General features: G+C 35.5%; 18 protein-coding genes, 1 other RNA gene and 1 pseudogene. 14 read left to right on the top strand and 6 right to left on the bottom strand.

The window, feature by feature from the left end; translation table 11 throughout:
• Window positions 1-398: 398 nt before the first annotated feature.
• Window positions 399-2,033, bottom strand: coding sequence for a chaperonin GroEL (groL, locus tag F6K22_RS01195; protein WP_293092425.1), 1,635 nt, complete (start codon window positions 2,031-2,033; stop codon window positions 399-401).
• A gap of 165 nt (window positions 2,034-2,198) precedes the next feature.
• Window positions 2,199-2,510 carry a co-chaperone GroES gene (groES, locus tag F6K22_RS01190; RefSeq protein ID WP_094672717.1) on the bottom strand — a complete coding sequence of 104 codons (312 nt, stop codon included), beginning with the start codon at window positions 2,508-2,510 and terminating at the stop codon, window positions 2,199-2,201.
• Window positions 2,511-3,197: 687 nt separating this feature from the next.
• Between groES and F6K22_RS01185 the strand changes: the two genes are divergently transcribed.
• From F6K22_RS01185 to F6K22_RS01175, 3 genes are all read left to right on the top strand, one after another.
• Window positions 3,198-3,449, top strand: coding sequence for a RuBisCO small subunit-like domain-containing protein (locus F6K22_RS01185; RefSeq protein WP_293092418.1), 252 nt, complete (start codon window positions 3,198-3,200; stop codon window positions 3,447-3,449).
• A 430-nt stretch (window positions 3,450-3,879) separates the two neighbouring features.
• Window positions 3,880-4,314, top strand: a complete 435-nt coding sequence (locus F6K22_RS01180; protein WP_293092416.1) for a hypothetical protein — start codon at window positions 3,880-3,882, stop codon at window positions 4,312-4,314.
• A gap of 10 nt (window positions 4,315-4,324) precedes the next feature.
• Window positions 4,325-7,027 carry a MinD/ParA family ATP-binding protein gene (locus F6K22_RS01175; RefSeq protein WP_293092414.1) on the top strand — a complete coding sequence of 901 codons (2,703 nt, stop codon included), beginning with the start codon at window positions 4,325-4,327 and terminating at the stop codon, window positions 7,025-7,027.
• A 46-nt stretch (window positions 7,028-7,073) separates the two neighbouring features.
• Here the strand turns inward: F6K22_RS01175 and F6K22_RS01170 are convergent, their stop codons facing one another.
• Window positions 7,074-7,634, bottom strand: a complete 561-nt coding sequence (locus F6K22_RS01170) for a 2'-5' RNA ligase family protein (protein ID WP_293092412.1) — start codon at window positions 7,632-7,634, stop codon at window positions 7,074-7,076.
• A 23-nt stretch (window positions 7,635-7,657) separates the two neighbouring features.
• On the opposite strand from F6K22_RS01170, the gene F6K22_RS01165 reads away from it, so the two are divergent.
• The 6 genes from F6K22_RS01165 (at window position 7,658) to F6K22_RS01140 (ending at window position 10,801) form a co-directional block, all read left to right on the top strand.
• On the top strand, window positions 7,658-7,924 hold the full coding sequence (locus tag F6K22_RS01165; RefSeq protein ID WP_293092410.1) for a YciI family protein: 267 nt from the start codon (window positions 7,658-7,660) through the stop codon (window positions 7,922-7,924).
• 23 nt (window positions 7,925-7,947) lie between these two features.
• Window positions 7,948-8,044: signal recognition particle sRNA small type (gene ffs, locus F6K22_RS01160), an RNA gene on the top strand.
• A 29-nt stretch (window positions 8,045-8,073) separates the two neighbouring features.
• On the top strand, window positions 8,074-8,445 hold the full coding sequence (locus tag F6K22_RS01155; RefSeq protein ID WP_293092408.1) for a phasin family protein: 372 nt from the start codon (window positions 8,074-8,076) through the stop codon (window positions 8,443-8,445).
• Window positions 8,446-8,526: 81 nt separating this feature from the next.
• On the top strand, window positions 8,527-8,940 hold the full coding sequence (locus tag F6K22_RS01150; protein ID WP_293092406.1) for a hypothetical protein: 414 nt from the start codon (window positions 8,527-8,529) through the stop codon (window positions 8,938-8,940).
• 339 nt (window positions 8,941-9,279) lie between these two features.
• Window positions 9,280-10,119: a 16S rRNA (cytidine(1402)-2'-O)-methyltransferase gene (rsmI, locus tag F6K22_RS01145; RefSeq protein ID WP_293092404.1), complete on the top strand. Its 840-nt coding sequence runs from the start codon at window positions 9,280-9,282 to the stop codon at window positions 10,117-10,119.
• A gap of 379 nt (window positions 10,120-10,498) precedes the next feature.
• Window positions 10,499-10,801, top strand: coding sequence for a hypothetical protein (locus F6K22_RS01140; RefSeq protein ID WP_293092402.1), 303 nt, complete (start codon window positions 10,499-10,501; stop codon window positions 10,799-10,801).
• 799 nt (window positions 10,802-11,600) lie between these two features.
• Here the strand turns inward: F6K22_RS01140 and argF are convergent.
• The 3 genes from argF to F6K22_RS01125 form a co-directional block, all read right to left on the bottom strand.
• Window positions 11,601-12,521, bottom strand: a complete 921-nt coding sequence (gene argF, locus F6K22_RS01135) for an ornithine carbamoyltransferase (RefSeq protein ID WP_293092400.1) — start codon at window positions 12,519-12,521, stop codon at window positions 11,601-11,603.
• A 645-nt stretch (window positions 12,522-13,166) separates the two neighbouring features.
• Window positions 13,167-14,171, bottom strand: coding sequence for a tRNA dihydrouridine synthase DusB (dusB, locus tag F6K22_RS01130; RefSeq protein ID WP_293092398.1), 1,005 nt, complete (start codon window positions 14,169-14,171; stop codon window positions 13,167-13,169).
• A gap of 416 nt (window positions 14,172-14,587) precedes the next feature.
• Complete coding sequence (locus tag F6K22_RS01125) at window positions 14,588-15,751, bottom strand: homospermidine biosynthesis protein (RefSeq protein ID WP_363272598.1); 1,164 nt, start codon at window positions 15,749-15,751, stop codon at window positions 14,588-14,590.
• 505 nt (window positions 15,752-16,256) lie between these two features.
• On the opposite strand from F6K22_RS01125, the gene F6K22_RS01120 reads away from it, so the two are divergent.
• The 5 genes and pseudogenes from F6K22_RS01120 to F6K22_RS41645 form a co-directional block, all read left to right on the top strand.
• Window positions 16,257-16,418, top strand: a complete 162-nt coding sequence (locus F6K22_RS01120; RefSeq protein ID WP_293092396.1) for a hypothetical protein — start codon at window positions 16,257-16,259, stop codon at window positions 16,416-16,418.
• A 179-nt stretch (window positions 16,419-16,597) separates the two neighbouring features.
• Window positions 16,598-21,181, top strand: coding sequence for an SNF2-related protein (locus F6K22_RS41650; protein WP_363272596.1), 4,584 nt, complete (start codon window positions 16,598-16,600; stop codon window positions 21,179-21,181).
• Between the two features lie 327 nt (window positions 21,182-21,508).
• A pseudogene (locus tag F6K22_RS01105) lies at window positions 21,509-22,153 on the top strand (AAA-like domain-containing protein).
• A 316-nt stretch (window positions 22,154-22,469) separates the two neighbouring features.
• The gene (locus F6K22_RS01100; RefSeq protein ID WP_293092394.1) at window positions 22,470-23,528 is read left to right on the top strand and encodes an AAA-like domain-containing protein; all 1,059 of its coding nucleotides are present in this window, start codon (window positions 22,470-22,472) and stop codon (window positions 23,526-23,528) included.
• A partial coding sequence (locus tag F6K22_RS41645; protein ID WP_363272594.1) for a WD40 repeat domain-containing protein occupies window positions 23,458-24,403 on the top strand: 946 nt, incomplete at its 3' end. The genes F6K22_RS01100 and F6K22_RS41645, both read left to right, overlap by 71 nt.

The following is a 24,403-nucleotide window of genomic DNA, read 5'->3' as shown; positions in this document are numbered from 1 at the left end:
AGACATCCTTAAAACTTTAAGGTTTAGCGATCGCCTAATTTATGAAAAATACAGCTCATACAGTTACTGTTATATTACATTGCAAATATCTATGTAACATGTAAAGATGCCAGCGCTCATTGCTATACTTGTAAAAAATATAGAAATATATAAAAACTCTGAAAATCTTATCCGTGTTGCCTAATATAAACAGGACTTACGCACGAGGTACGAAAAACTAGGATTTGAGATTGCTTAAGAGTCGGTCGCAATGACGAAAATACATTGTACTGCGTAAGTCCTAATAAATATAATAAAGCCACCTCCAAAACTGGAAGTGACTCAAACACAATACACACTTTTTACACAAACAAATTGGAGAGGGAACAATATCAAGATTGTCCCCAATCTCAAAAAACTTAGTAATCGAAATCGCCACCACCCATACCAGCGCCAGCAGCAGCACCTTCCTTCGGTTCAGGTTTATCAACAACAATACACTCAGTTGTTAACACCATACCAGCAATAGAAGCAGCGTTTTGTAGAGCAGAACGAGTTACCTTAGCAGGGTCAACAATACCAGCTTCAAACATATCAACAAACTCATTGGTTGCTGCATTAAAACCAGTATTAAAATCTTTCTCTTTCACGCGCTCAGAAATTACCGCACCATTTTGACCAGCATTTTCAGCAATGCGCTTCAGTGGAGCTAGTAGCGCACGACTAACAATTAAAGCACCAGTCAACTCTTCAGCTTTTAAGTTCTCATTTGCCCAATTTTCTAAGTCAGGAGCTAAATGAGCTAAAGTTGTACCACCACCAGGAACAATACCTTCTTCCACAGCAGCTTTAGTTGCATTAATAGCATCTTCCAAACGTAACTTGCGGTCTTTCATTTCAGTTTCAGTAGCAGCACCAACTTTCACAACTGCTACACCACCAGCTAACTTAGCCAAACGCTCTTGTAACTTTTCTTTGTCGTAGGAAGAGTCAGTTTCATCCATTTGACGGCGAATTTGTTCGCAACGTGCTTTAACTTCTTTTTCGTTACCTTCAGCAACAATAGTAGTGTTGTCTTTAGTGATAGTGATACGACGTGCTTTACCAAGCATATCTAGCTTAGTGCTTTCTAATTTCAAACCAGCATCTTCAGTAATAACTTGACCACCAGTTAATACCGCGATATCTTCTAACATAGCTTTACGGCGATCGCCAAAACCAGGAGCTTTCACAGCAGCAACATTCAATACACCCCGCAAACGGTTAACAACCAAAGTTGCTAAAGCTTCTTTCTCAATGTCTTCAGCTAAAATTAATAAGGGTTTGCCAGAACGAGCTACTTGTTCTAATACTGGTACTAAATCTTGTACTAAAGCGATTTTCTTATCAGTAATTAGAATTTGAGGTTCGTCTAGAACAGCTTCCATCCGCTCCATATCTGTTGCGAAGTAAGGAGAGATGTAACCCTTATCGAAACGCATACCTTCAGTGATTTCCAACTCAGTCTGCATAGACTTTCCTTCTTCTAAGGAAATCACACCTTCCTTACCCACCTTATCCATTGCTTGGGCAATCATTTGACCTACTTCTTCATCATTACCAGCAGAAATAGCACCAACTTGAGCGATCGCCTTAGAATCTTCAATTTGACGAGCGTGAGCTGCAATTTTTTCTACTAGGAAACCTGCAGCTTTATCAACACCACGTTTGATAGCTATAGGGTTAGCACCAGCAGCAACGTTGCGTAGACCTTCTTTAACAATTGCATGAGCTAAAACAGTTGCAGTGGTTGTACCGTCACCTGCTGCATCATTAGTTTTAGAAGCTGCTTGACGAATTAGGGAAACACCAGTATTTTCTACATGGTCTTCTAGTTCAATTTCTTTAGCAATAGTAACACCATCATTAACAATTTGAGGTGCGCCGAATTTTTTCTCTAAAACAACGTTGCGACCTTTGGGACCAAGAGTTACTGCTACAGACTCAGCGAGGATATCCATGCCTTTTTCTAAGGCGCGACGAGCATTTTCGTTGTAAATAATACGTTTAGCCATAGTTGTAATTTCTATTGATTAGTAATTGTGGATGTTTATTTTTTTGTGTTGAGAATTTAGTTGTTTTAGCACTTTAGCAAACATCAAATATGAAGAAAAAGTTTGCTAGTGCTATAGAACAACTTCTTTAAACCTGCTGTACAATACCTACTTAAGCGCTGGGTATTAGTTAACTATTGCGAGGATATCTTTTTCAGCAAGTAGGACGTATTCGTCGCCACCAAGTTTTATATCAGTTCCAGCATATTTAGAGTATAGAACTTTATCTCCTACTTTGACTTCCATTTCTGCGCGGGAACCATCATCGTTACGTTTACCAGGACCAGCTGAGACAACTTCTCCTACTTGAGGTTTTTCTTTTGCACTATCAGGTAGAAGAATGCCACCTGCTGTTTTTTCTTCAGATTCGCTGACTTTGACGAATACACGTTCGCCCAAGGGTTTAACAGTAGAAACACTCAGTGTTACGGCTGCCATTACATTACCTCCAGATAAATTTTATTGTTGTTGAGAGCCGATACTATTTTGCTAACATTTGTTAACAATGCACAGTAGAACATTATCTACTGAGGGGGTATCTCCCAATGTCTACAAGAAAATCTTGTAAACGCTTTGTACGGACTAAGTATGCTTAGTCCCTTCTGTCGCCTTGGTTGTCGGCGGTCGCAGAAGTTAACACATTGCTTGACCAGTCGCTTCAGTAACTTATCAGGAATTCAGCCCCAAGCGTGGTCTGGCGCAAGCACTCCTACAAGTTAAAGTGAGAATTTAACTTCATTTGATTTTTTAGCACTCTCACCATCTGAGTGCTAATGTAGCTGAATAAGAGTTGCGATCGCAACTAACTAAACTGTACGGGTTCCCGAACTGAGGATTTGGGTATTTACCAAAAGTCAAAATATAAGGGTCAAAAGTTTATAGTAGTACATTTTTTAGTTAGGACAATAAACTTGGGTTCAAGAGCCACAGAGAGACGTCCTAATATTAATGGGTAACCTTATAGTATAGCGTTTCTCAAGTTACTGAGGTAAAGTTGTTTTTCTTCTTTTCTATTTTTCTACTCCCTGTTTCTCGAATTATTACTCTCCAGCAGTAACTACACCGAATCAGTTAATAGAAAATCAGATTAATCATGGTATTGAAAAGAGTAATCTCAGTTCTGAAGTGAGGGAAGAGATACAAAAAATTCTCCAAGATGGTTTAAAAATTGGGATGGAATATGCAGATAAACGTAGATATAAAACTGGTTCATGGAACAGTTGCGGAAAGATAGAGAATGAAGGGGAAAAAGAAATAATTAGTGCCGTAGAAAATTGTTTGGCTGAACATCAAAATGATTATGTTCGTTTAATTGGAATTGATAGAAATATTAAACGACGGATGGTGGAGAAAATTATTCATAGACCAAAGATGTAATGTAGAGATCGCTCTAAGATTCTAGAATATCTATAAAAATCAGAAATCTAGTCAATATAATTTGATAGGTTAGGTGAGAATAATTATGAGGTAAGCATTCAGCTATCAGCTTCTGAGATACATCTATAAAAATTTCCTACCACAAATTATATGGGTTAACAACTTATATTTGTAGTTGAAAATGTCACAGAAATTAAAATAAGGTTGGCTTGATTCATTTATTAAAAAGCTAGAAGCTGACTGCTGACTGCTAATAGCTGAATGCTTAGATTATGAGTAGAATCTCATAGTTATTTTCAGAACCTAAAAATACCTGATATTTGAGGAATTTTTTCAGATTACTTTTGATATTCCAGAAATTTCATGAAGGATTTTCTCTTAATTTCCTAAAAGACAAAGTTAAATTATCCAGGCTATATTTTTTTGATTTATGGAAGATTACCAAGCAGCTTTTATAGAACGCTATTATGATACAGAAATGTTAGATAAATCGGGAAGAAAAATTGGAGCTATGCACTTTGGAGGTGTAACTATTGAGTGTTTATTAAAAGGAATGATTTTTGCTACTTTACCAAACAGTGCGAGTAAAGAATGGAAAACAGATAATAATAATCCAGGACATACTTTTACTAATCCAGGACATAGCTATACAGAAGCATTAAAAAGGCATAATAAACTTAAATCTAGAATTGATAAACTTCCCCAAGTACGAAAATGGTTGGATGAAATTGAGAACCCCATCGGTCAACATTTCATAGATATACGTTATTCTAGTATTGAAGTTAATAATGAAAATTATAAAAGCTGGTTCAACACATATCAAAAGCTGATTAAATGGCTACAAAAACAAGCCACTAAACTTTAAGGAGTTTAAAATGCAAGAAAACTGGCAAGTATTACTAAAGCAGAATATCCAAAACCAATACATTCAAAACTCTCAAGAATGGGTTGATGTAAATATTTCCACATCAGGTTTGCTAAATTTAACTTTAGTTAGCAATAGCTTTGTTGGTGTATCTATTCCTCAGCGGAAAGAAGAAATTTCCAACCTATTAAAATCTCAGTTGCCTCATTTATCTCCTGGGTTTCTTTCTTTATATACACCTCAAGAAGCTGAATCATTAAATATTTCACCTCCACAAATTTCTGATACATTCTCATTAGTAACTTGGCAAGATTTAGCTATCCAAGCAGCAAACCCACAAAATCAACTTCAACTACCCCAGCAAGAACCCAGCATACCCAGAACAGTAACATTTTATTCTTTTAAAGGAGGAGTAGGTCGGACTACTGCATTAACTCATGTAGCCTCAATTTTAGCAATGCGAGGACGTAAAGTTGTAGCTGTAGATTTAGATTTAGAAGCACCTGGATTAAGTACAGCATTTAACCTTAAAGAACAGCCAGAATATGGAATTGTTGATTATTTTTACGAACGTTCTTATTTACCAGAAGGAATAGACCCCAATATTTTAATTACAGACATATTTAGTGAAGTGAGAATACCTAACGCCACAGGGAGATTATTTGTAGTTCCTGCTGGATATCTTAGTCTTGATTATGTGTCTAAAGTTGACGATCTTTATGCCACAACTGTTATAGATGGAGACAAAAATCTTTGGTCTATTTTTAAGCAGGAAATTCAAGAACAATTAAAACCAGATATTCTCTTAATTGACTCCAGAACTGGGATTAATCAATGGGGTGCTTTATCTTTAATTCAAGCTGCTGATGAAGCAATTATTTTTCTTTTCCCTAACGAACAAAATAAACAGGGAATAGAATTACTACTCGAATCTCTTCAAAGTCTGAAAAATTTATCCATTAATTTTGTTTTTTCTCCTGTACCTGATGTGACAAAGACTGGTTTAGATAAAGTCCAAAAAATTTGGAAGTTATTGCTTGAAAAAATTAAAAATGGAACAGATGAAAATTATGATACTGATGAAGAGGATTCAAATACAAATAATGAGCAACCAGAAAATGATGAATTATTGGTAGTTCCTTACCTTGTACCAATTGCCTTAGCTGATAGCTATCCCATACCAGAAATACAAGATTACTATAGTAAAATTGCTAATCTCATCGATCAAAAAAATGATGAAATTAAACGTAGTAGTGTTTTAAACATTGTTGAACAAAGATGGGAAATTATTGAAAGTCTAGAGTTTCCTGAAGTAAATGCAGCCGATCAGAAGCAAGATTTAAGCTTATTGTTTCAGCGCACTACTGATTTTGAAAAATTTTTAGATGATACAACTTGCCTAATTCGAGGAAAAAAAGGAACAGGTAAAACTGCACTATATTGGTTATTTTTAAAACATCAAGAACTGGCTCAAAAATTAGCTCGCGGACGGTTAGATAATACTGTATTTTTATCAGGACATGGTAGATTTCAAGAAAGTAGACCTACCCGTGAAGAATTTCAAATTCTTCATCGAACTTTGCAGGAAAAGAATGGAACATGGGAAGCTTTTTGGAGAGCTTATTTACTATTTAGGTGTTATCAGGAAGAATTACTGAAATTTCCGAGAGGTAATAAAGGTAAAGGGGGAAAGTTTAGTGAGCTGAAAAAAATAATTAATAATTTACCAAAAGATACATGGCAGTCCGAATCAACTGAAGCTTTATTAGAATTATCTACTAACTCTCAACTCATACTTACAGTGAAAGATGCAGTAAATATTATTCTTAATCAAGAGGCAAAAGAAAAGTCTCAAAAATTATGGTTTCTTTACGATGATTTAGATGAAGATTTTTCGGAAGCAAGAGAATTAAGAGAACAAGCATTAACTGGATTATTTCAATTCGTTCAGTCTTGTGATGCAAGTAGACTAACAGAAATTAGATTTAAAATTTTCTTGAGAGAAGATATTTGGAATCGTTTAAATTTTGATAATAAAAGTCATTTTACTGGAAGGGATATTATTTTACAGTGGAATCAAATAGACTTTTTACGTTTAGCGCTTCGTCAAGCAATACAATCTCAAGATTTCAAAAATTTAGTTGATCGAGTTTCTCCTGTTGCTGTTGAAAGTATAGATATAGCGAATGAAGAAGAGCTTGATAAAGCATTAGAATTACTTTGGGGAAGTCGTCGTCGAGGAGGAAACAGAGCGAAAAAAGTATCTCGATGGGTTTATGAACGATTAACAGACTCAAGTGGCACGACTTTTCCTCGGAGTTTAAGTATATTACTTAAAGGAGCAAAAGAACAAGAATTAACTTACAGAGGAAAATCATCAACTAAAATTCGTACAGAGCGTCTACTCCAAGGAAAATCTCTAGAATTTGGGTTGAAAGAAGCATCAAAAAAGCGATGTCAAGAAATTAAAGAGGAATATCCCGATCTAATTAATTTATTTGATTCTCTTAAGGGAAAATTAGCTTTTTTAACAAAAGAAGAATTACAAGAAATATGGCAGAACTTACCAGAGAAAATTCTTGAAAATTTTGAAGACTTTGTTTCTTTGATGAGGGAAATAGGAATTATTGAATTTCGGGAAAAAGAAGAACGCTATAAATTTGCAGATATATATGTTTATGGTTTTGAAATGATTCGTCAAGGTACGGTATAGAAATTTATATCTGCCAAATTTGCATAAGTCTTATTGGTGAATTATCTCAATTTGTGCTGAGAAAAGGAAACTCATTACAAATATCCCACCGCTTACCATTATGAATTAATAAAGTTAACTGAGAAGCTGTAAATTCAAAGTGAAGCGATCGCTCCCGAAATTCTAACCAAGCTGTTCTAAAATTCTGTTTACTTAAGTCTCGAAAAGCTACAGTAACATGAGGAGAAAAAGGGCGAATTTTAGAAGGAGGGTGTACAATTCCCAAAGTAGTTTCTGTAAATCCAATTAAGTCTTGTTGTATTTTTAATAGTTCTGGAGTTTTGACAACATTAACATAGATAACGCGGGGTGGAAAAGCAGAAAAACCAGACAAAGTAATCGGAAAAGTAGAACATTTTTGAGCAAAAGTCTCTAACGACTCCTGTAGAAGAGTTAAATTTTCAGTCGGCCACTTAAAAGGAGGTTGTAAAGTAATATGAGGCACAGACTTTAAAGCATGACTGCTATTATATTCTCTAGCAAAATATTCTTTAATTTCCGTAACTTGGTTTTGAATATTTTCAGGTGGCACAATAGCCACAAATAATAAACGTTTTGATAGACCCATAAAATTAAAATTCAAAAAATAAAATGCCTTGGTTTGCCAAAATAGAAAAAGGTATAGTCGAAAAATCTATATTTGACCAGTATGTACCAGACCATATAGCTTATGTCCAAGAATTAAATGCTAAAGGACATAAAGCCAAAAGTGGTTACTGGGGAAAACTGGGAGGAGGAATGTTACTATTTGAGGCTGCATCTATGGCAGAAGCAGAAAAAATAGTAGCTGAAGACCCCCTTATTAAAAATAATTGTGTCACTTATGAAATTTATCAGTGGTGTATAGTTGCAGAATAAAAATTTGTGTTATAGTAATAAGTGATTCGGACCAGCGCGACTAGAACGCCTAAACCTTGTCAGGACCGGAAGGTAGCAGCAACACGGGATGCTTGTAGTAGGCGTTGACTCCGGGTCACCCAATTTAAAGGAGCCAGGATATATTTTTTATGGATAATTTCGGAGGAATTATTCAAAGGGCAGTTTATCTAGGAGTAGGATTAGCCTCTTATGCAGGTGAGAAAGCTAACCAGAAATTGGCAGAACTAAGGACAGAAACCCAAAAACTGGCAGATGAAATGGTTAAGCGTGGTGAAATGACTACAGAAGAAGGTCGTAGATTTGTGGAAGACATGATGAGTAAAGCCATGCAGCAGGCACCTGTAGATTCATCTCCAGAAACAAGACCTAATGAACCACGTCGTATAGAGATTCTTTCCGAGGATGACAATTCATCAGATTCAAATTCTACAGAAGTAGATGAAATGCGCCAAGAAGTACATAAGTTACAAGAAGAATTACGTCGGCTACAAAAAGACTAAATCTATATCCAAAAATTATGGCAAGATTTAAGGAATTTCAATAATTATAGTAGTTTTACAGGAAAGCAGAGATAGATAATAATGGAAGACTGGTCAAAAAACTTCTTTGAAGTAATGGAAACTGCCGTGTTGGAGGTAGAAAATTTTTTCAATGAAATGGCAGAAGAAATTTCAGAAGTTTTTGATGAGTGGGGAAAACTATCTGAGGAAATTACTGAAGAAATACAGATTAATATTATTGCCGAAATAGATGAGTATCTAAATGATTTAATTGAGCCAATAATTGAAGTCTATTTAGACTTTGATGTTGAGACACAGGAAGAAGATATAGACTACTATTTTGTCGATCATGTAGAACCTACAGTAGAAAAACATCCAGCGTGTAGAGGATGTACTCATTATCATGGTCAAGTTTATGGAGGAAATCTATTAGTTTGTGGAATGCACCCTTATGGTGTAGAAGATGAAAGTTGTCCAGACTGGGAATCATACTAATAGTAGCTTTAAGTAAACCAAAAATAAGACAGCTCTCTTCAGTTATCAGTTATCAGTTATCAGTTATCAGTTATCAGTACGGACCACTAAAGTTTATTTTTTTCATCCCCTTAAAAATAAAGGCTATTCACCTTATTTTTTGGTCATAAATACTTCAAGCTATTAGAGTTAAAACTTCATTATTAATTTGCTTATAAGTATTGAACAAGATTTTTTTGAGTATTGGAGTCACCTTCTTCAGTTATCAGTTATAGCGCTCCTAACATTTCCAGTAAATTTCATAGTAGTCATGACCCTGGATAACTTCTAAATTCTAAATTCTTACAGGATAGTCAAATTATGAGTGAAGTAAATTCAGGAACCCTTTACATAGTTGGTACACCAATAGGCAATCTAGAAGACACAACATTTAGAGCAGTTCAAATATTACAAAAAGTAGACTTAATAGCAGCAGAAGATACTCGCCACACGGGAAAATTATTACAACATTTTCAAATCCAAACCCCACAATTAAGTTACCATCAACATAACGAACAAAGTCGCATACCCGAATTAATAGAAGAACTAAATCAAGGAAAAACTATAGCTCTAGTAACCGATGCAGGAATGCCAGGAATATCCGATCCTGGATATGAATTAGTAAAATCTTGTGTCGAAGCAAATATTTCTGTAGTACCAATACCAGGAATTACTGCTAGTATTACAGCATTAAGCGCCTCCGGACTGCCAACCAACAAATTTATATTTATTGGTTTTTTACCCACCAAAATTAAACTACGGGAAGAACAACTAGAAAAATTATCTAACTCATTAGAAACCATAGTTTTATATGAGTCTCCTTATAGACTATTACAAACTCTAGAAGATTTAGACAAAATATTAGGTAAAGATAGAAAAATAGTTTTGGCAAGGGAACTAACAAAACTCCACGAAGAATTTTGGCGCGGTACTGTTGGGCAAGCAATTTTTCATTATCAAAATAATCAACCAAAAGGAGAATTTACTATTGTTATTGCAGGTGCTGAACCAGAATTACCTGTATTATCAGAAGATACTATTAAACAGGAATTACAAGAACTTTTTGCCCAAGGAATTTCCCGCTCCCAAGCTAGTCGCCAACTTGCACAAAAAATTAACCTATCCCGTCGCAAGATATATCAAATAGCTCTAAAAATATAGTTATTCGGATTAAGTTTTATTAGGGAGTAGTTGAAGAGCAATGTTTTTAAGGATTTAGGAAAAGAATGCTGTTTTCCCTTATTTATCGTTGTCCAATTCCCCCAAACCTATTCCCTTTTTAATAACACTTGGTTTTTACATCCCAGATAAAAACGCTATATTAAGATTGTTGAAGCGATCGCTCACCATTTCCACTAGCACCTGACTGAGATGAAATTCGCGCTTATCAGGAAATAATATAGCGTTTCTCAAACTAATGAGGTACACCTATCTTTATTTCGATTCTATTCCATTCCCTATTCCATGTTCCCAGTTAAGTGTTCCCTAAAACCTAGATTTTGTACCTTACCAGTATGGAAATTGTTATATTAGTTATTAATTGCCAATTTACCCAAACATTATTCGACGCCAGAAAAATGAGACAGAAGTAGAGTTAAAAATGTCTTATGCTCCAGAAAGATATAATCAAACTTGGCTAAATCAACAAATAGCTATTGCCGAATATTTAGACACCTTAAGCGAACTATCCGCAAGATTAGATAGTTTACAAGAATTTGCTGCTTTGTGTGAAAGTCAAGGTGTTAAAAGTAGTAAGGAAATTTTAGAAATTTTACCTAAGAATCTTCAACCAGAATTATATATATATTTTGTCTGCTTCAGGAGGTTATTAATAGATATATAGCGTTTCCCAAGCTCGTGAGGTACAGTTATCTTTATTGTTTTATTCCCTGTTCCCAGTTAAGTGTTCCCAGTTAAGTGTTCCCTAAAACCTAGAATTTTGTACCTCACGCTTTTTGGGAATTGCTATAGANTGAATTGTCCACTAATTTTTCTATACTTAGTTTGCCCAAAATACTAACTTTTTGAGCATGAAGAGTTGAAAACCTCGCATAACAATGGGAATCAAAAAAGGCTCAAGTCTTTACCTATAAATGCTTTGATAATTAATCAGCAAGCCCTATTTAGTATAATAAAATTTCCAGATAATCAGCGATCAAAAAACTTTATTCTTCTCCTCCTCCTTATACCTTCCTTCTCTCCTCTCCTAATATCATTTTGAAAAAAGAATATTATGAATAATCAGGAGAGTTGAAAAAATTTATCGGAAAATTCCCTTTGATTAATAGAGATAAGCAAATGGCTAATAAATATTATTTAACCTACTCATTCTGCCTTCTGAATTCTGACCCCAATAAATCAATAGCCTCAATATTTGTAACAAACATTTATCAAATTTGTGTAACACCTTTTTTCAAAATATGTAGCAAAAATAAACCTGATTTTATCTGAGGTGGGTAAATCTTTTTCGGAGTATCGCCGTTTACCGAATGATTAAGGTTTAAAGACTCTCCTTTTAAAGAGAAAAAATAAAAAAATCATTTTTCTCAATTTTCTCCTTAAAAGAACAGATAATTATTAATTATTAATTGTTAATTATTAATTATTGAACCACCCTACAACTAAACTTTTTTTAGTAAACTTTAATCCCTACCTAACAGACTTACCAATAAAGCTTTTTGAGCGTGCATTCGATTTTCTGCTTGATCCCAAACCCGCGATCGCTCTCCTTCTATAACTCCATCAGTAATTTCTTCATCTCGGTGTGCTGGTAAACAATGTAAAACTATCCCATCATCTGCTGCACTTTCTACCAACTTTTCATTAACTTGATAAGGCTGAAAAATGGGAATTCGATTATTAGCTTCCTCCTCTTGTCCCATACTTGCCCAAACATCTGTATAAAGCACTTGAGCATCCTTAACTGCTACCTGGGGGTCTTCAGTAACTATAACTTCACTTTGACCATTAGAAATAGTCTTTGCTTGCTCCACAATTTCCATATTTGGCAGATAATTTGGTGGAGTTGCTATTCTCACATTCATTCCTACCATTGCACAACCCAATAGTAAAGAATTTGCCACATTATTACCATCGCCAAAATAACTTAAAGTTACCCCTTCTAACTTGCCAAAACATTCTTGAACCGTCAATAAATCAGCCAATATCTGACAAGGATGTTCCCTATCTGTTAAGGCATTAATAACAGGAATTTTTGCATAATTTGCAAAAATTTCTAAGTCTTTTTGTTCAAAAGTCCGAATCGCTAAAATATCTAAATATCGGTCTAAAACTCTAGCGGTATCAACTAAAGGTTCCCCACGACTAACTTGAGTAACATTAGGATTCAAATCGATAACTTGACCTCCCAATTGATACATTGCCACGGTAAAACTTACTCTAGTTCTTGTCGAAGCTTTGGAAAATAATAGCCCTAATACTTTATTACATTTAAGATTTATTTGACCAGATTTTAGTTGAGCTGCTAATTGTAAAATTTCTTTTAATTCATCAGAACTCAAATCTGCTAGACTTAATAAATCTCGTCCTTTTAATTTATCCATAATTTAGGGAATAGGGAATAGGGAATAGGGAATAGGGGAAGAGAGGTTAGTATTAAACTTTACCTCACTATCCTCATGCATTGCTGTAAAACCGCTGTCATTTCAGTTATCAGTTATCAATTAACAGTTAACAGTTAACAGTACCTCTGGCTAAACCCAAAGGCTTGAAATACTGAAGTTTATTTTTTTCATCCCCTTAAAAGGGTCGGCTTGAGACCTTATTTTTTGGTCACAAATTCCAAAGCAACTGGAATTAAGACCTTGGATTTTTCTTGATTAGGATAGTTTGACACTTCCCAAGTATTTATAGCCAGGATTTTATAATGTTTTTATATTGCTATACCTGGACAAAATTAATTTAATATTTGGAGGAAGTAGGCAAAAAATAATCAGTTTAGTAGCTTTTCCATCCGCCAAGAAATAAATTTATTCGCTGACAGATAAAGTCATCTTTAGATGACTAAAAGTAGCTGATTTATTATGCCTAATTCATTGATATAAAACGGTATAGAAACCTGGTTTGTTTGAGCAGATAATCGGTATTTTATAATTTTAATATAAATCAAGTTTACGCTCGGAAATAGCTCAAAAAATTGTGAATATTAACCTTAGCTGATAGCTGATAGCTGATTGCTGAAAGCTATCCTATAATTTTTCAATTACCCTATCAATCAAATCACAACCTTGTGCCACAGTTTCTACCTTTGCCAACTGACCCCGCAACTCACCTGCTCCTGGAAAACCCTTAGAATACCAAGTCAAATGCTTACGAGCTTGACGAATTCCACGATCGCCTTTATATTCCCATAATGCTTGTAAATGTTCTTTAGCACATTCCAGTTTTTCTACTGCAGTGGGTGATACTTTTTCCACACCATTTTTCAAGAAATAATCAATTTCTCCTACCAAAAAAGGATAACCCAAAGTACCACGGGAACACATTACCCCATCAGCACCAGTTTCTTCCAAACAACGTATTGCAGCATCCACAGAAAAAATATCGCCATTAGCAATAACTGGAATAGAAAGTATTTCCTTAACTTTAGTAATCCATTCCCATCTTGCCGGACCATTATATCCTTGAGCACGAGTCCGACCATGTAAAGTTAACATTTGGGCACCCGCATCTTCCATTCTTTTAGCAAATTCTAGAATATTAATTTCCTTATTACTCCAACCAATTCTTGTTTTTACAGTAACAGGAACAGGTACAGCTTTTACGACTTTACTAACAATTTCTCCAGCTAATTCTGGCTGTCTTAATAAAGAAGAACCTCCACCATTTTTTGTTATTTTATTAACAGGACAACCCATATTAATATCAACAGTATCAGCTCCTTCTTTTACAGCCATTTCTGCTGCTTCTGCCAAGAAATCTGGACGACAATCAAATAATTGAATACTTATTGGTCGCTCATTATTATCAACCTCCATTATTTGAGGTAATTCTTTGACATAATGTAACCCTGTAGCATTTACCATTTCAGTGTACATCATCGACTCTGGAGCATGACAACGTACTAGACGACGAAATACTAAATCTGTTACTCCCGATAATGGTGATTGAAGCACGCGACTTTTAACTTCAAAGTTGCCAATTTTCAGTGGAGTAGCTAATTTTTGTTTTAATTTAGGAGATAGAACAGTCATTATAGATACCTGGAAATAATTAATGTAATATTTGAATAAGAGAGAAAATAGGTAAGCATTTCCTGCGGAATGCTGCGCAAACAGCTAGCTCATAATTAACTCTCAATTTTTTTATGAATTAAGTAAGGATCTGTTTAATAACACTTATCTTAACTGAATAGCTCTTCTTTTTGCTAGAAATTATCTGAAATATAGCAATCAGGAATGATTTATGAGAATAAAGTCTAGTATTTCTCACTACAAGCGATCGCTAAACCCGAAGGGGATGGCAAAGGAGAAGTCTTAGAAGAGTGCTATAGCTATCTTATTTCAAGATAAAGCAGATTGTATATTTTTAGGGAATAGGCAATAGGGAAGAAAGAAAAAACTGTATCTTATAAAGATGATAACCCATATATCTCAGCCTATTCCGGGAATCAGGCGATTGAGCCTCTGCTTGAGTGATACTCAAATTTCAAAGTATTCAATAGTTCCTCACGCTTGGTATATAAACGCTTCAGGGGACGTGGTGTCGATTGCTTACAGATGTAGGCACTGATTAGGGGGAGTGCAATGGTGCTGTCGGTGTAACAAATGATACTATTAGGTAAATCACTCGGATTAACCTTGCCCCAACTGACTGCTTCAGAGGGAGTAGCTCCAGATAAGCCACCCGTATCAGGCCGCGCATCTGTCACCTGAACAAAGTAATCATGGCCACGTTCTTCTAAACCCAATACTTCATGGAGTTGTGGTTGGGTTTGCAAGAGGAAGTTTTTAGGCGATCCTCCACCAAAGATAATTGCAGCACTTTTGCCCGTAACATTGGCTATACCAGAGTTGCGAGCGCCATAGGCAATGGCTGCGGTTTCATTAACATCAATTGCTGGATCGAGAATCAGCTCAGACCCATCAAGTGCCATCGCAGCAACATTCATACCAATCGAACTATCTCCAGGAGAGGAGGTATAGATAGGAACATCACAATCGTAAGCGGTGGATAATAAACAAGGATGTTTAATTCCAAGATGCTCCTCGACTTCTTTGATATATCGACCTAAGAGATGATGAAACATAGCTGTCCCCATTCGTTTTTGGAATTCAGGAGCTTGCAGCACCTTTCGGATAAAAGCATCTGTTTTCAACAGGACATCATATTCAAAAAAAATATCGTAAATCCGAATTTGTCCTTCCTTGCGAAGTTGTACATCATCAACAATCGGACTTCCCGCATATAAATTAAGACCTAAGCCATAGTGAAGATCGTGGTACAAATTCGCACCAGTACTAACTATCCAATCGATGTATCCATTGCGGATAAGCGGAGCTAAAATACTCACACCAAATCCTGCTGGGGTCATTGCTCCAGATAAACTCAGTCCTACCGTAACACCAGGTTGCATGACTTTTTTTGTCAGTAGATGACAGATTTCTCTTAACCGAGCTGAATTATATGCCGTGAAATAAAGATCGATCATATCAACAATATTGATTTCTGTAGAAATCGGAGGTAGCGCAATTTTTTGTCTGAGTAACTGAGACATCTGATAAATATTTTGATTAGCAATTGAAATAGTAGACCAAATGACCCAAGTTTGCAAACCGTACTCCCTAATACCATTTCTCAAAAACTTTTCTACATTTTGTTGAGCATGGGAGTAGGGGAGTAGGGGAGTGGGGGAGAAGTAAACATAAAAATAATTAACATTAAATTAGCTCAAATTAGCAAAAAAATGATTCTGCCTGTGCTAATTAGTTGATAACTGAAGTCTTGCCCAAGTATAGCAATAATGCATGGGAATTGGTATAAAATATCAAACTTGTATATTTCACCAACTTCAGCTACTCTATATATATCTATTTTTATCAATATAGATTTTGTCGTGGTAAATAATTTATCAAAATTACATTTGGGATCGGTATCATGGAAACTTTTCAGAGAGTAGTATCTATACTAGCTTTTTTATCTATAGGTTTTTCGGTAACAGAAGTCTACTTAACAGCAAACCAGATATGGAAGATCCCGTCCGTCAAAGGATATGGATTTGTTGATCTCTTCCATCCAGTTTTTTTTCCTTATCTATCTATATTCATTCTTTCGCTTCTGTGGCAATCGTAGCATTCTTAATGGGGCAATTTGAAGTCAGAAGTCAGAAGTCAGAAGTCAGAAGTTATTTGAAGTCAAAAGTCAGAAGTCAGAAGTCAGAAGTTAGAAAATGTCACAGTTGGAAAAACACTTGCAACATTTTAGATGTGTCTGTCTACTAAAATTTTAGTGAAGATAAACGGTTATAATAATCCTACTTACCTTTCATCGCAAATGATGAAGTTTGCATCCAGTTATTTTAACTCGGATGCCGTTTTTCATTGTTAAATTTTCTTGTTCAAAGATTTACAGTAGAAAAAGTTTAGTAATCAAAATATAACCTTTTTGATAGATATTTAAGATGGCAATTTTACATAGTTTTTGGCTGACAGAAAATCAACAATCCAGTTCTTTATTTATTTGGGGAGAAGCTTGGCGCAGAATTACAGAAGAGGATGCTGGTGAAACAGGAAAAATTACTAATAATCCTTATGTAATAAGTTTAGATGAACTTTTAAAGTTATCTGAGGTAAATACCCATTTATCTTTAGAAAAGCACAAAAAATCCAAAAATAAAACTTTAGCTATTCCCACGAAATTATCAGAATATAACCAAAAACTATACCCGATTCATTCTGGCACAAATTTATCAGAATCCACAGAAAAGTTATATCTGTATCCCTGGCAAATAGAAGGAATTTGTTTAGAACCTTTAGAAGCAATCAAATTTTTACAATCTATTCCTCTGGGAAAAATTACTGAATCTTTCATCGGGTCAGATTTAAGGTTTTGGTCTCATGTTGCCCGATGGAGTCTTGATTTATTAGCAAGATGTAAGTTTTTACCCTCTATTGAACAAATATCAGATCAAGAATTTATTGCAATTTGGCAACCTTTACTTGATAGTTCTATAGACAAAACTAGGCTGCAAAATTTTACCTTACAAATGCCTCTTGTTTGTCGCACATATCATCTTGATTTGCAGTTACCTATTTCCTTAGAAAATCTACAAATAACTACGGAAAATAATTCTTCAAAATTACCAAAACTCCAATCGAGTCAAGAAATTATCCAAGATTTATTGAAAAATATAATAGATACACAAATTAGACAACTATCAGCGGGAACTCCAACAGAAACTACCTCATTAAATCCCTCAATTAGACAATGGTTGAAATCCTTATTAGGAAAATCAAATTTAAAATTACCTGCTGCTAAAGAAACCCAGCAAATTCAAAGAAGACTTGAGAATTGGAAATCTCCTCTACAAGAATATCAAGCTACAGAAAAGAAATTTATTACCTGTTTCCGTCTCCATTCACCATCAAATAATTATAAACAATGGAAACTTGAATATTGTCTTCAAGCAGTCGATAACCCAGAATTTTTTGTTGATGCTAAGACTATTTGGGAAAATCCTGTAGCAAGTTTAAATTATCAAGGACAAACAATTAAACTTCCTCAAGAAACTCTGCTCAAAGGTTTAGGTTTAGCATCAAGAATTTATCCAATTATTGAACCTAGTTTACAAGAAGCAACTCCCCAATATTGTCTACTAACTCCACAACAAGCTTATGAGTTTATTAAAAGTGGTAGTTGGCGGTTTACGGACAGTGGACTTGGGGTGATTTTACCGCCTAGTTTAGCTAACCGAGAAGGATTAGTTTCTCGTTTAGGTTTGAGTATTCAGGCAACTGCTCCAAAAACGAAAAAAGCTGAAAGACTTGGATTAAATAGTCTTCTTAATTTTCAGTGGGAATTATCTATTGGAGGTCAGAAATTAACTAAAGCTGAATTTGAAAAATTAGTAGCTAAAGATAGTCCTTTAGTAGAAGTTAATGGGGAGTGGGTGGAACTACAACCTCAAGATGTCCGAGCAGCACAAAATTTCTTTGCTACTCGTAAAGAGCAAATGGCTTTATCTTTGGAAGATGCTTTGCGGTTAGCGACTGGGGATACTCAGACTATGGAAAAGTTGCCTGTTGTTAATTTTGAATCTGGGGGTCAACTACAGGAACTTTTGGATACTTTGACAAATAATCGTTCTTTAGAGGAAATTCCTACACCTGAGAATTTTCGGGGAGAATTGCGGAATTATCAAGCACGGGGTGTTAGTTGGTTGACTTTTCTGGAACGTTGGGGTTTGGGTGCTTGTTTGGCGGACGATATGGGCCTCGGTAAATGTACCAAGCACGATACAGAATTATTTATTAACGGTATGGTAATGCAGGCAGAGGAAATTTGGCAAGCTTATGCAGGTGAGGCCGAATTTGATGGGGAAGGATTTTGGGCCAAACCTAGTAAGAAACTACTGGTAAATTCTATAGATGAGACAACAGGAAAAATTGTCCTTGCTCCGATCCGACGGTTATATCGGCAGCAGGTACGAGAAAAGTTATGCAAGGTTAGATTGAAAGATAATAGTAGTATTACTATTACTCAAAGTCATAAACTATTTATTCGCGATAGTTGGAAAAATGATTTTCAGGTGGGAGATTATGTTTGTGTACCTGCAAAACTGGTCTGGGATGGGAAACCAGAAGATCCAGATTTAGTTAAATTTATTGCTTGGCAAATAGCTGAAGGGTGGGAAGGATATTCAGGAATGTTCGGTATTTCCCAGAAAGGAAAAGAAGTTTTAGAAGATTTACTTGAGACTTTTAGCAGACTTGGGCAACGATATAGCATTAAAATTAATTCTCCTAAAATTATTCCTCATAGTAGCCGAAAAGATTGCTATGAAATTAGAGCGCATAGTGTAGAGTATCGGAAATTTTTGGAAGAGAAAGGATATAGGTGGGGAAAGCGATCGCTTGAAAAAACTATCCCACCATTTATTATGCAAGCTGACTTAGACAGTATTAGAATTTTTCTCAGGAACTATTTTGATGCGGAAGGTTCGGTAAACAAAACTATGAGAAATATCGAAATTTCTACAGCATCGTCTCAACTTATTCAACAATTATCTATCCTACTCAGACGCTTTGGAATTTGGATGAAAATTTCACCGAAACAAAAACGCGCCACCAATGGCACTGGAATTTTTCGTACCTATTATATTGGAACATTTAGCGGTAACTCAGCACGTCGTTTTTTACAAGAAATAGGATTTAATGACTCAGGAAAACAAGAAAAACTCAAGTCAATTTGTGAAAAAATTGCTAACTCAAACGTTGAAGGAATTCCTGCTTCTGATATAGTTGCCGAATTAGTAGAGAAAACCAAACTACCAGTGCGACATTTAGGCATCCACAATACAGTTTATATCGACGGTTCCCAAGAATTTTCTCCTGCTAGCTTAGAAAAAGTTATTAACAGTATCGAACATATTATTAGTGGAGCTGCCGAACAAGAATATCGTCAACTGAAACCTTCAAAGTGGACGACTCAAACTTTAGAAGCTTATTCTTTATTGAATATTCTAGAGCTAGAAATTAACAAAACTCGCCTGCAAAAATTACTCAACCAAGAAGTCTATTACTGTCAGATAGAATCTATCGAAGATATCGAATATGAGGGTTGGGTTTATGACTTTGAAGTAAGTAAACATCATAACTTCGTTGCCAATAATATTATTTGTCATAACACCATTCAAACCATAGCATTTCTGCTCAACCAACAAGAACAAGAAGCACTCGAAGCACCCACATTATTAGTTTGCCCAACATCCGTATTAGGAAACTGGGAAAGAGAAGTCAAAAAATTCGGACCTACTTTAAAATTAATAGTACATCACGGCGATAAACGTGCCAAAGGTAAACAATTTGCCAAAGTAGTTAAAGACAAACATTTAGTCATAACAAGTTATGCTTTATTGCATCGAGACGAAAAAATATTACAGACAATAAAATGGCAGTCAGTAATAGTTGATGAAGCGCAAAATATCAAAAATCCAGAGGCAAAACAATCTCAAGCCGCAAGAAAATTAGACGCATCATTCAGAATTGCCTTAACAGGAACTCCCGTAGAAAATCGTCTTTCAGAATTATGGTCAATTTTAGATTTTTTGAATCCTGGATATTTAGGGCAAAAACAATTTTTCCAGCGTCGGTTTGCTATTCCCATCGAAAAATATGGCGATACAAATTCATTACAAACTTTACGCTCTCTGGTTCAACCATTCATTCTCCGTCGTCTCAAAACTGACAAAGATATTATTCAAGACTTACCAGAAAAACAAGAAAATACTATCTTTTGCCCACTAGCAAATGAACAAGCAAAACTCTATCAAAATATAGTTGAAAATTCCTTAGCAGAAATAGAAGCTGCTGATGGTATTCAGCGAAAAGGAAAAATTTTAGCCTTATTAGTAAAGCTGAAACAACTCTGTAATCATCCTGTACTTTTACAAATCAAAAAAGGCAGTAAGAAAAAAGTAGAAATCAACGATAAAAACTCTGGAAAATTGCAACGTATAGGAGCAATGTTAGAAGAAATAATTTCTGAAGGAGAACGAGCAATTATCTTTACTCAATTTGCTGAATGGGGAAAAATTTTACAACCTTATTTAGAGAAAAATTTAGGTAGAGAAGTCTTATATTTATATGGAGCTACCCGCAAAAATAAAAGAGAAGAAATGGTAGACCAATTCCAACTAGATCCTCAAGGTCCGCCGATAATGATTCTGTCATTAAAAGCTGGAGGTACAGGTTTAAATCTGACTCGTGCTAATCATGTTTTTCACTTTGATAGATGGTGGAATCCCGCAGTAGAAAATCAGGCAACAGATCGGGTATTTAGAATTGGTCAAACTCGGAATGTTCAAGTGCATAAATTTGTTTGTACCGGAACTTTAGAAGAGAAAATACATGATTTAATTGAAAGTAAAAAAGAATTAGCAGAACAAGTAGTAGGTGCAGGTGAACAATGGTTAACTGAACTTGATACAGACCAATTGAGAAATTTATTAATACTTGACAGAAATCAAGTAATTGAGGATGAGTAGGGGAAGTGTGAGGAGTGTGGGGAGTGTGGGGAGTGTGGGGAGTGGAGGAGAAATAAAAATATGAATAATTGACCATTTTTTTAATTCAAAATTCGCGCATTCTTTCGTTCAAAAATTTTGGTTCGTTCCTTAATTTCAATAATTGTTTAATGTAAGCATTCAGCCGTCAGCTATAAGCTATCAGCTCTTACTTTTAGTTTGGCTAATAAAAGCTTTATTATTCAGAATTAAATTTTACTACAGAAGTCAGTTTTCAAGTCGATATTCATTTAAACCTTCTCTTTAAGGTTGAGGTTTTATTGCTGAAAGCTGAAAGCTAATAGCTGAATGCTTACACCAAAAGTAACAGAAGCATTGGTTTTATGTATAGATAATATAGACTTGATTTTTCCACATCCAATTGCTGAGGATTTTTTGGAATTATTACGTTCTTGGCATGAGACAGCCAAGCGAAAAAATCTCTGGAAAAAGTTACGGTTAATAGTAGTTCATTCGACAGAAGTTTATATTCGTTTAAATACTCATCAATCTCTTTTTAATGTGGGTAAACCCATTGAATTACCAGAGTTTAATTTGGAGCAAGTACGTCAACTTACTGAAGCTTACAAATTAAATTTGCAAGTTGAACAAATCACACAGTTAACTGATTTAGTAGGAGGGCATCCTTTTTTATTAGATGAGGCTTTATCTTATTTAATAAGTCATCAAAATTCAACCTTATCGGAGCTACTAAAGAAAGCACCAACTAATGCAGGAATTTATCGCAGTCATCTGCAATAATTGTTGTTAATGTTAGAAGGTAATCCCGAACTAAAAGCAGCTTTTAAGAAAGTTGTTATGGTAAGAGAATCTGTAAATATAGATTACATTTTGACTTATAAATTGGATAGTTTAGGATTAGTAAAATTAGTAGGTAATGATGTTGTTCCTAGATGTGAATTATATCGGCAATATTTTTATGAACGCTTATAATAATATGACCTCTCCCCTAACCCCTCTCCTACGAGGAGAGGGGAACAATTACCCTAAAAATAGAGAGGATATTTTTAACCCCCCCTTCCCTTACAATGATGTTCCAGATGTAAATTATATAGGCAATATTTTGATTAACCCTTGTCATAATATAACCTCTCCCCTAACCCCTCTCCTACGAGGAGAGGGGAACAGTCCCTTTTTCCTAAAAATAGAGAGGATATCTTTCGCCCCCTTCCCTCCAAGGGAAGGGGGTTGGGGGGTTAGGTTTTCCCCTATATAAAATAGAATCTAATTACTGATTTTCCTGGCTTCCATGAACACAAAACAAAACCAAAATTATCAATATCAAGTAGGAGGAAGTTTACCTGCTGATGCTCCTAGTTATGTGAAGCGACAAGCAGATAAAAATCTTTATGATGCTCTCAAATTAGGAGAGTTTTGTTATGTGTTGAACTGCCGACAAATGGGAAAGTCAAGTTTAATGTTACGCACTAAGGCGAGATTAGAAAAAGAAGGGTTTGCCTGTGCTGCAATTGACTTAACTGATGTGGGTAGTCAAGAAATTAATGCCAACCAATGGTATCGGGGTATTATTCAAGAATTAGTCAGTAGTTTTGACTTGAGTATTAATCGACGAGCGTGGTTAAAAGAAAGAGAAGATTTATCCCCTGTACAACAATTTAGAGATTTTTTAAGAGAAGTTTTGCTGGGGGAAGTTGCGGAAAATATTGTCATTTTTGTTGATGAAATAGATAGTTTAATTAGTCTTGACTTTCCCACTGATGATTTTTTTGCTTTGATTCGTGCTTGCCATAATAAACGAGCAGAAAATCCTGAATATCAACGATTATCTTTTGCTTTATTTGGGGTGGCAACTCCTTCTAATTTAATTGCTGATAAAACTCGGACTCCTTTTAATATTGGTAGGGCGATAGAGTTAACAGGTTTTAGTTTTGCAGAAGCAAAATATTTCCTAACTCCTGGTTTAGAAAGTCGGGTAGAAAATCCAGAACAGGTATTAGCTGAAGTTTTAGACTGGACTGGTGGGCAACCTTTTTTAACTCAAAAATTGTGTCAAATAATTGTTAAAAATAATGATAGTCGTACTCCCGATGTAGCAGAGTTGGTTCGGACTTACATTATTAATAATTGGGAATTTCACGATAACCCAGAACATTTACGGACAATTCGCGATCGCCTCTTGGTAAATGAAAAACGGGCGAGTCGGTTGTTGGGGTTGTATCAGCAGGTTTTAAATTCAATCCCCCACACTTTAGAAGTCAGAAGTCGTAGGGGCATCTATGCGAATCGCCCCTACAGAATACCCACATACTCCCCAAACTCACACCAAGGGAGGGATAACAGCAAATGACACCCCCGAACAAATGGAACTCCGCCTCACAGGTTTGGTTATCAAACGTCAAAGTCAGTTGCAGGTTACTAATTATATCTATCAACAAGTATTTAATCTCCAGTGGGTAGAACAGGAGTTAGCTAAGTTACGCCCCTATTCTGAAGCATTTGCTGCTTGGCAAAAGTCAGGATATCAAGATGAGTCGCGACTTTTGCGCGGTAAAACTTTGGAGGATGCTTTAGTGTGGGCGGGGGATAAAAATTTGAGTGTTCTCGACTATCGCTTTTTGACTGCTTCTCAGGAATTGGAGAAACAAGGGATAAAAACAGAATTGGAAGCGGAGAGAAAAGGGAAGCAGATATTAGAAGAGGCTAAACAGAAAGCACAAAAGTTGCTGCGCAGGAGTTTTACAGTATCAACACTAATATCGTTTGTGGGGGCAGCTATTACTGGTGTAATGGTTTGGCGAGCAAAATTTAAGTTGAACGAATCAGAAGCACTACAAAAAAGTGTTAAATCTACAATACTTTCTACTTCTGGTAAAGATTTTGAAGCGTTACTCTGTACTTTGAGAGCAGTTAAACAACTACCACTCCCTAACCTAATATTCCAACTTCGGGATGATAGCAAAACGCAAATAACAGATTTTCTCAGGCAACTTATATATAAAAATCTAAGGTATAGAGAGCGTAACAGTTTGCACGACCATGAGGATTGGGTCAATGGTTTAGCATTTAGTCCGGATGGAGAAACTATTGCAACTGCAAGTGGTGACTATACAGTGAAGTTGTGGAACCGTCAGGGGAAATTATTGCAGACTCTTATCGGCCATGAGGATTGGGTCAATGGTGTAGCATTTAGTCGGGATGGAGAGACTATAGCAACTGCAAGTG

Source organism: Okeania sp. SIO2F4 (assembly GCF_010672385.1).
Taxonomy (GTDB): Bacteria; Cyanobacteriota; Cyanobacteriia; order Cyanobacteriales; family Microcoleaceae; genus Trichodesmium.
Note: the sequence above shows the minus strand (reverse complement) of the source record. Positions and strands in the feature narration are given on the sequence as shown.

What these genes read in the sequence shown, in the direction of transcription:
- groL (WP_293092425.1), bottom strand. Translation starts at nt 2,033, where the DNA reads ATGGCTAAACGTATTATTTACAACGAAAATGCTCGTCGCGCCTTAGAA.
- groES (WP_094672717.1), bottom strand. Translation starts at nt 2,510, where the DNA reads ATGGCAGCCGTAACACTGAGTGTTTCTACTGTTAAACCCTTGGGCGAA.
- F6K22_RS01180 (WP_293092416.1), top strand. Translation starts at nt 3,880, where the DNA reads ATGGAAGATTACCAAGCAGCTTTTATAGAACGCTATTATGATACAGAA.
- F6K22_RS01175 (WP_293092414.1), top strand. Translation starts at nt 4,325, where the DNA reads ATGCAAGAAAACTGGCAAGTATTACTAAAGCAGAATATCCAAAACCAA.
- F6K22_RS01170 (WP_293092412.1), bottom strand. Translation starts at nt 7,634, where the DNA reads ATGGGTCTATCAAAACGTTTATTATTTGTGGCTATTGTGCCACCTGAA.
- F6K22_RS01165 (WP_293092410.1), top strand. Translation starts at nt 7,658, where the DNA reads ATGCCTTGGTTTGCCAAAATAGAAAAAGGTATAGTCGAAAAATCTATA.
- F6K22_RS01155 (WP_293092408.1), top strand. Translation starts at nt 8,074, where the DNA reads ATGGATAATTTCGGAGGAATTATTCAAAGGGCAGTTTATCTAGGAGTA.
- F6K22_RS01150 (WP_293092406.1), top strand. Translation starts at nt 8,527, where the DNA reads ATGGAAGACTGGTCAAAAAACTTCTTTGAAGTAATGGAAACTGCCGTG.
- rsmI (WP_293092404.1), top strand. Translation starts at nt 9,280, where the DNA reads ATGAGTGAAGTAAATTCAGGAACCCTTTACATAGTTGGTACACCAATA.
- argF (WP_293092400.1), bottom strand. Translation starts at nt 12,521, where the DNA reads ATGGATAAATTAAAAGGACGAGATTTATTAAGTCTAGCAGATTTGAGT.
- dusB (WP_293092398.1), bottom strand. Translation starts at nt 14,171, where the DNA reads ATGACTGTTCTATCTCCTAAATTAAAACAAAAATTAGCTACTCCACTG.
- F6K22_RS41650 (WP_363272596.1), top strand. Translation starts at nt 16,598, where the DNA reads ATGGCAATTTTACATAGTTTTTGGCTGACAGAAAATCAACAATCCAGT.
- F6K22_RS01100 (WP_293092394.1), top strand. Translation starts at nt 22,470, where the DNA reads ATGAACACAAAACAAAACCAAAATTATCAATATCAAGTAGGAGGAAGT.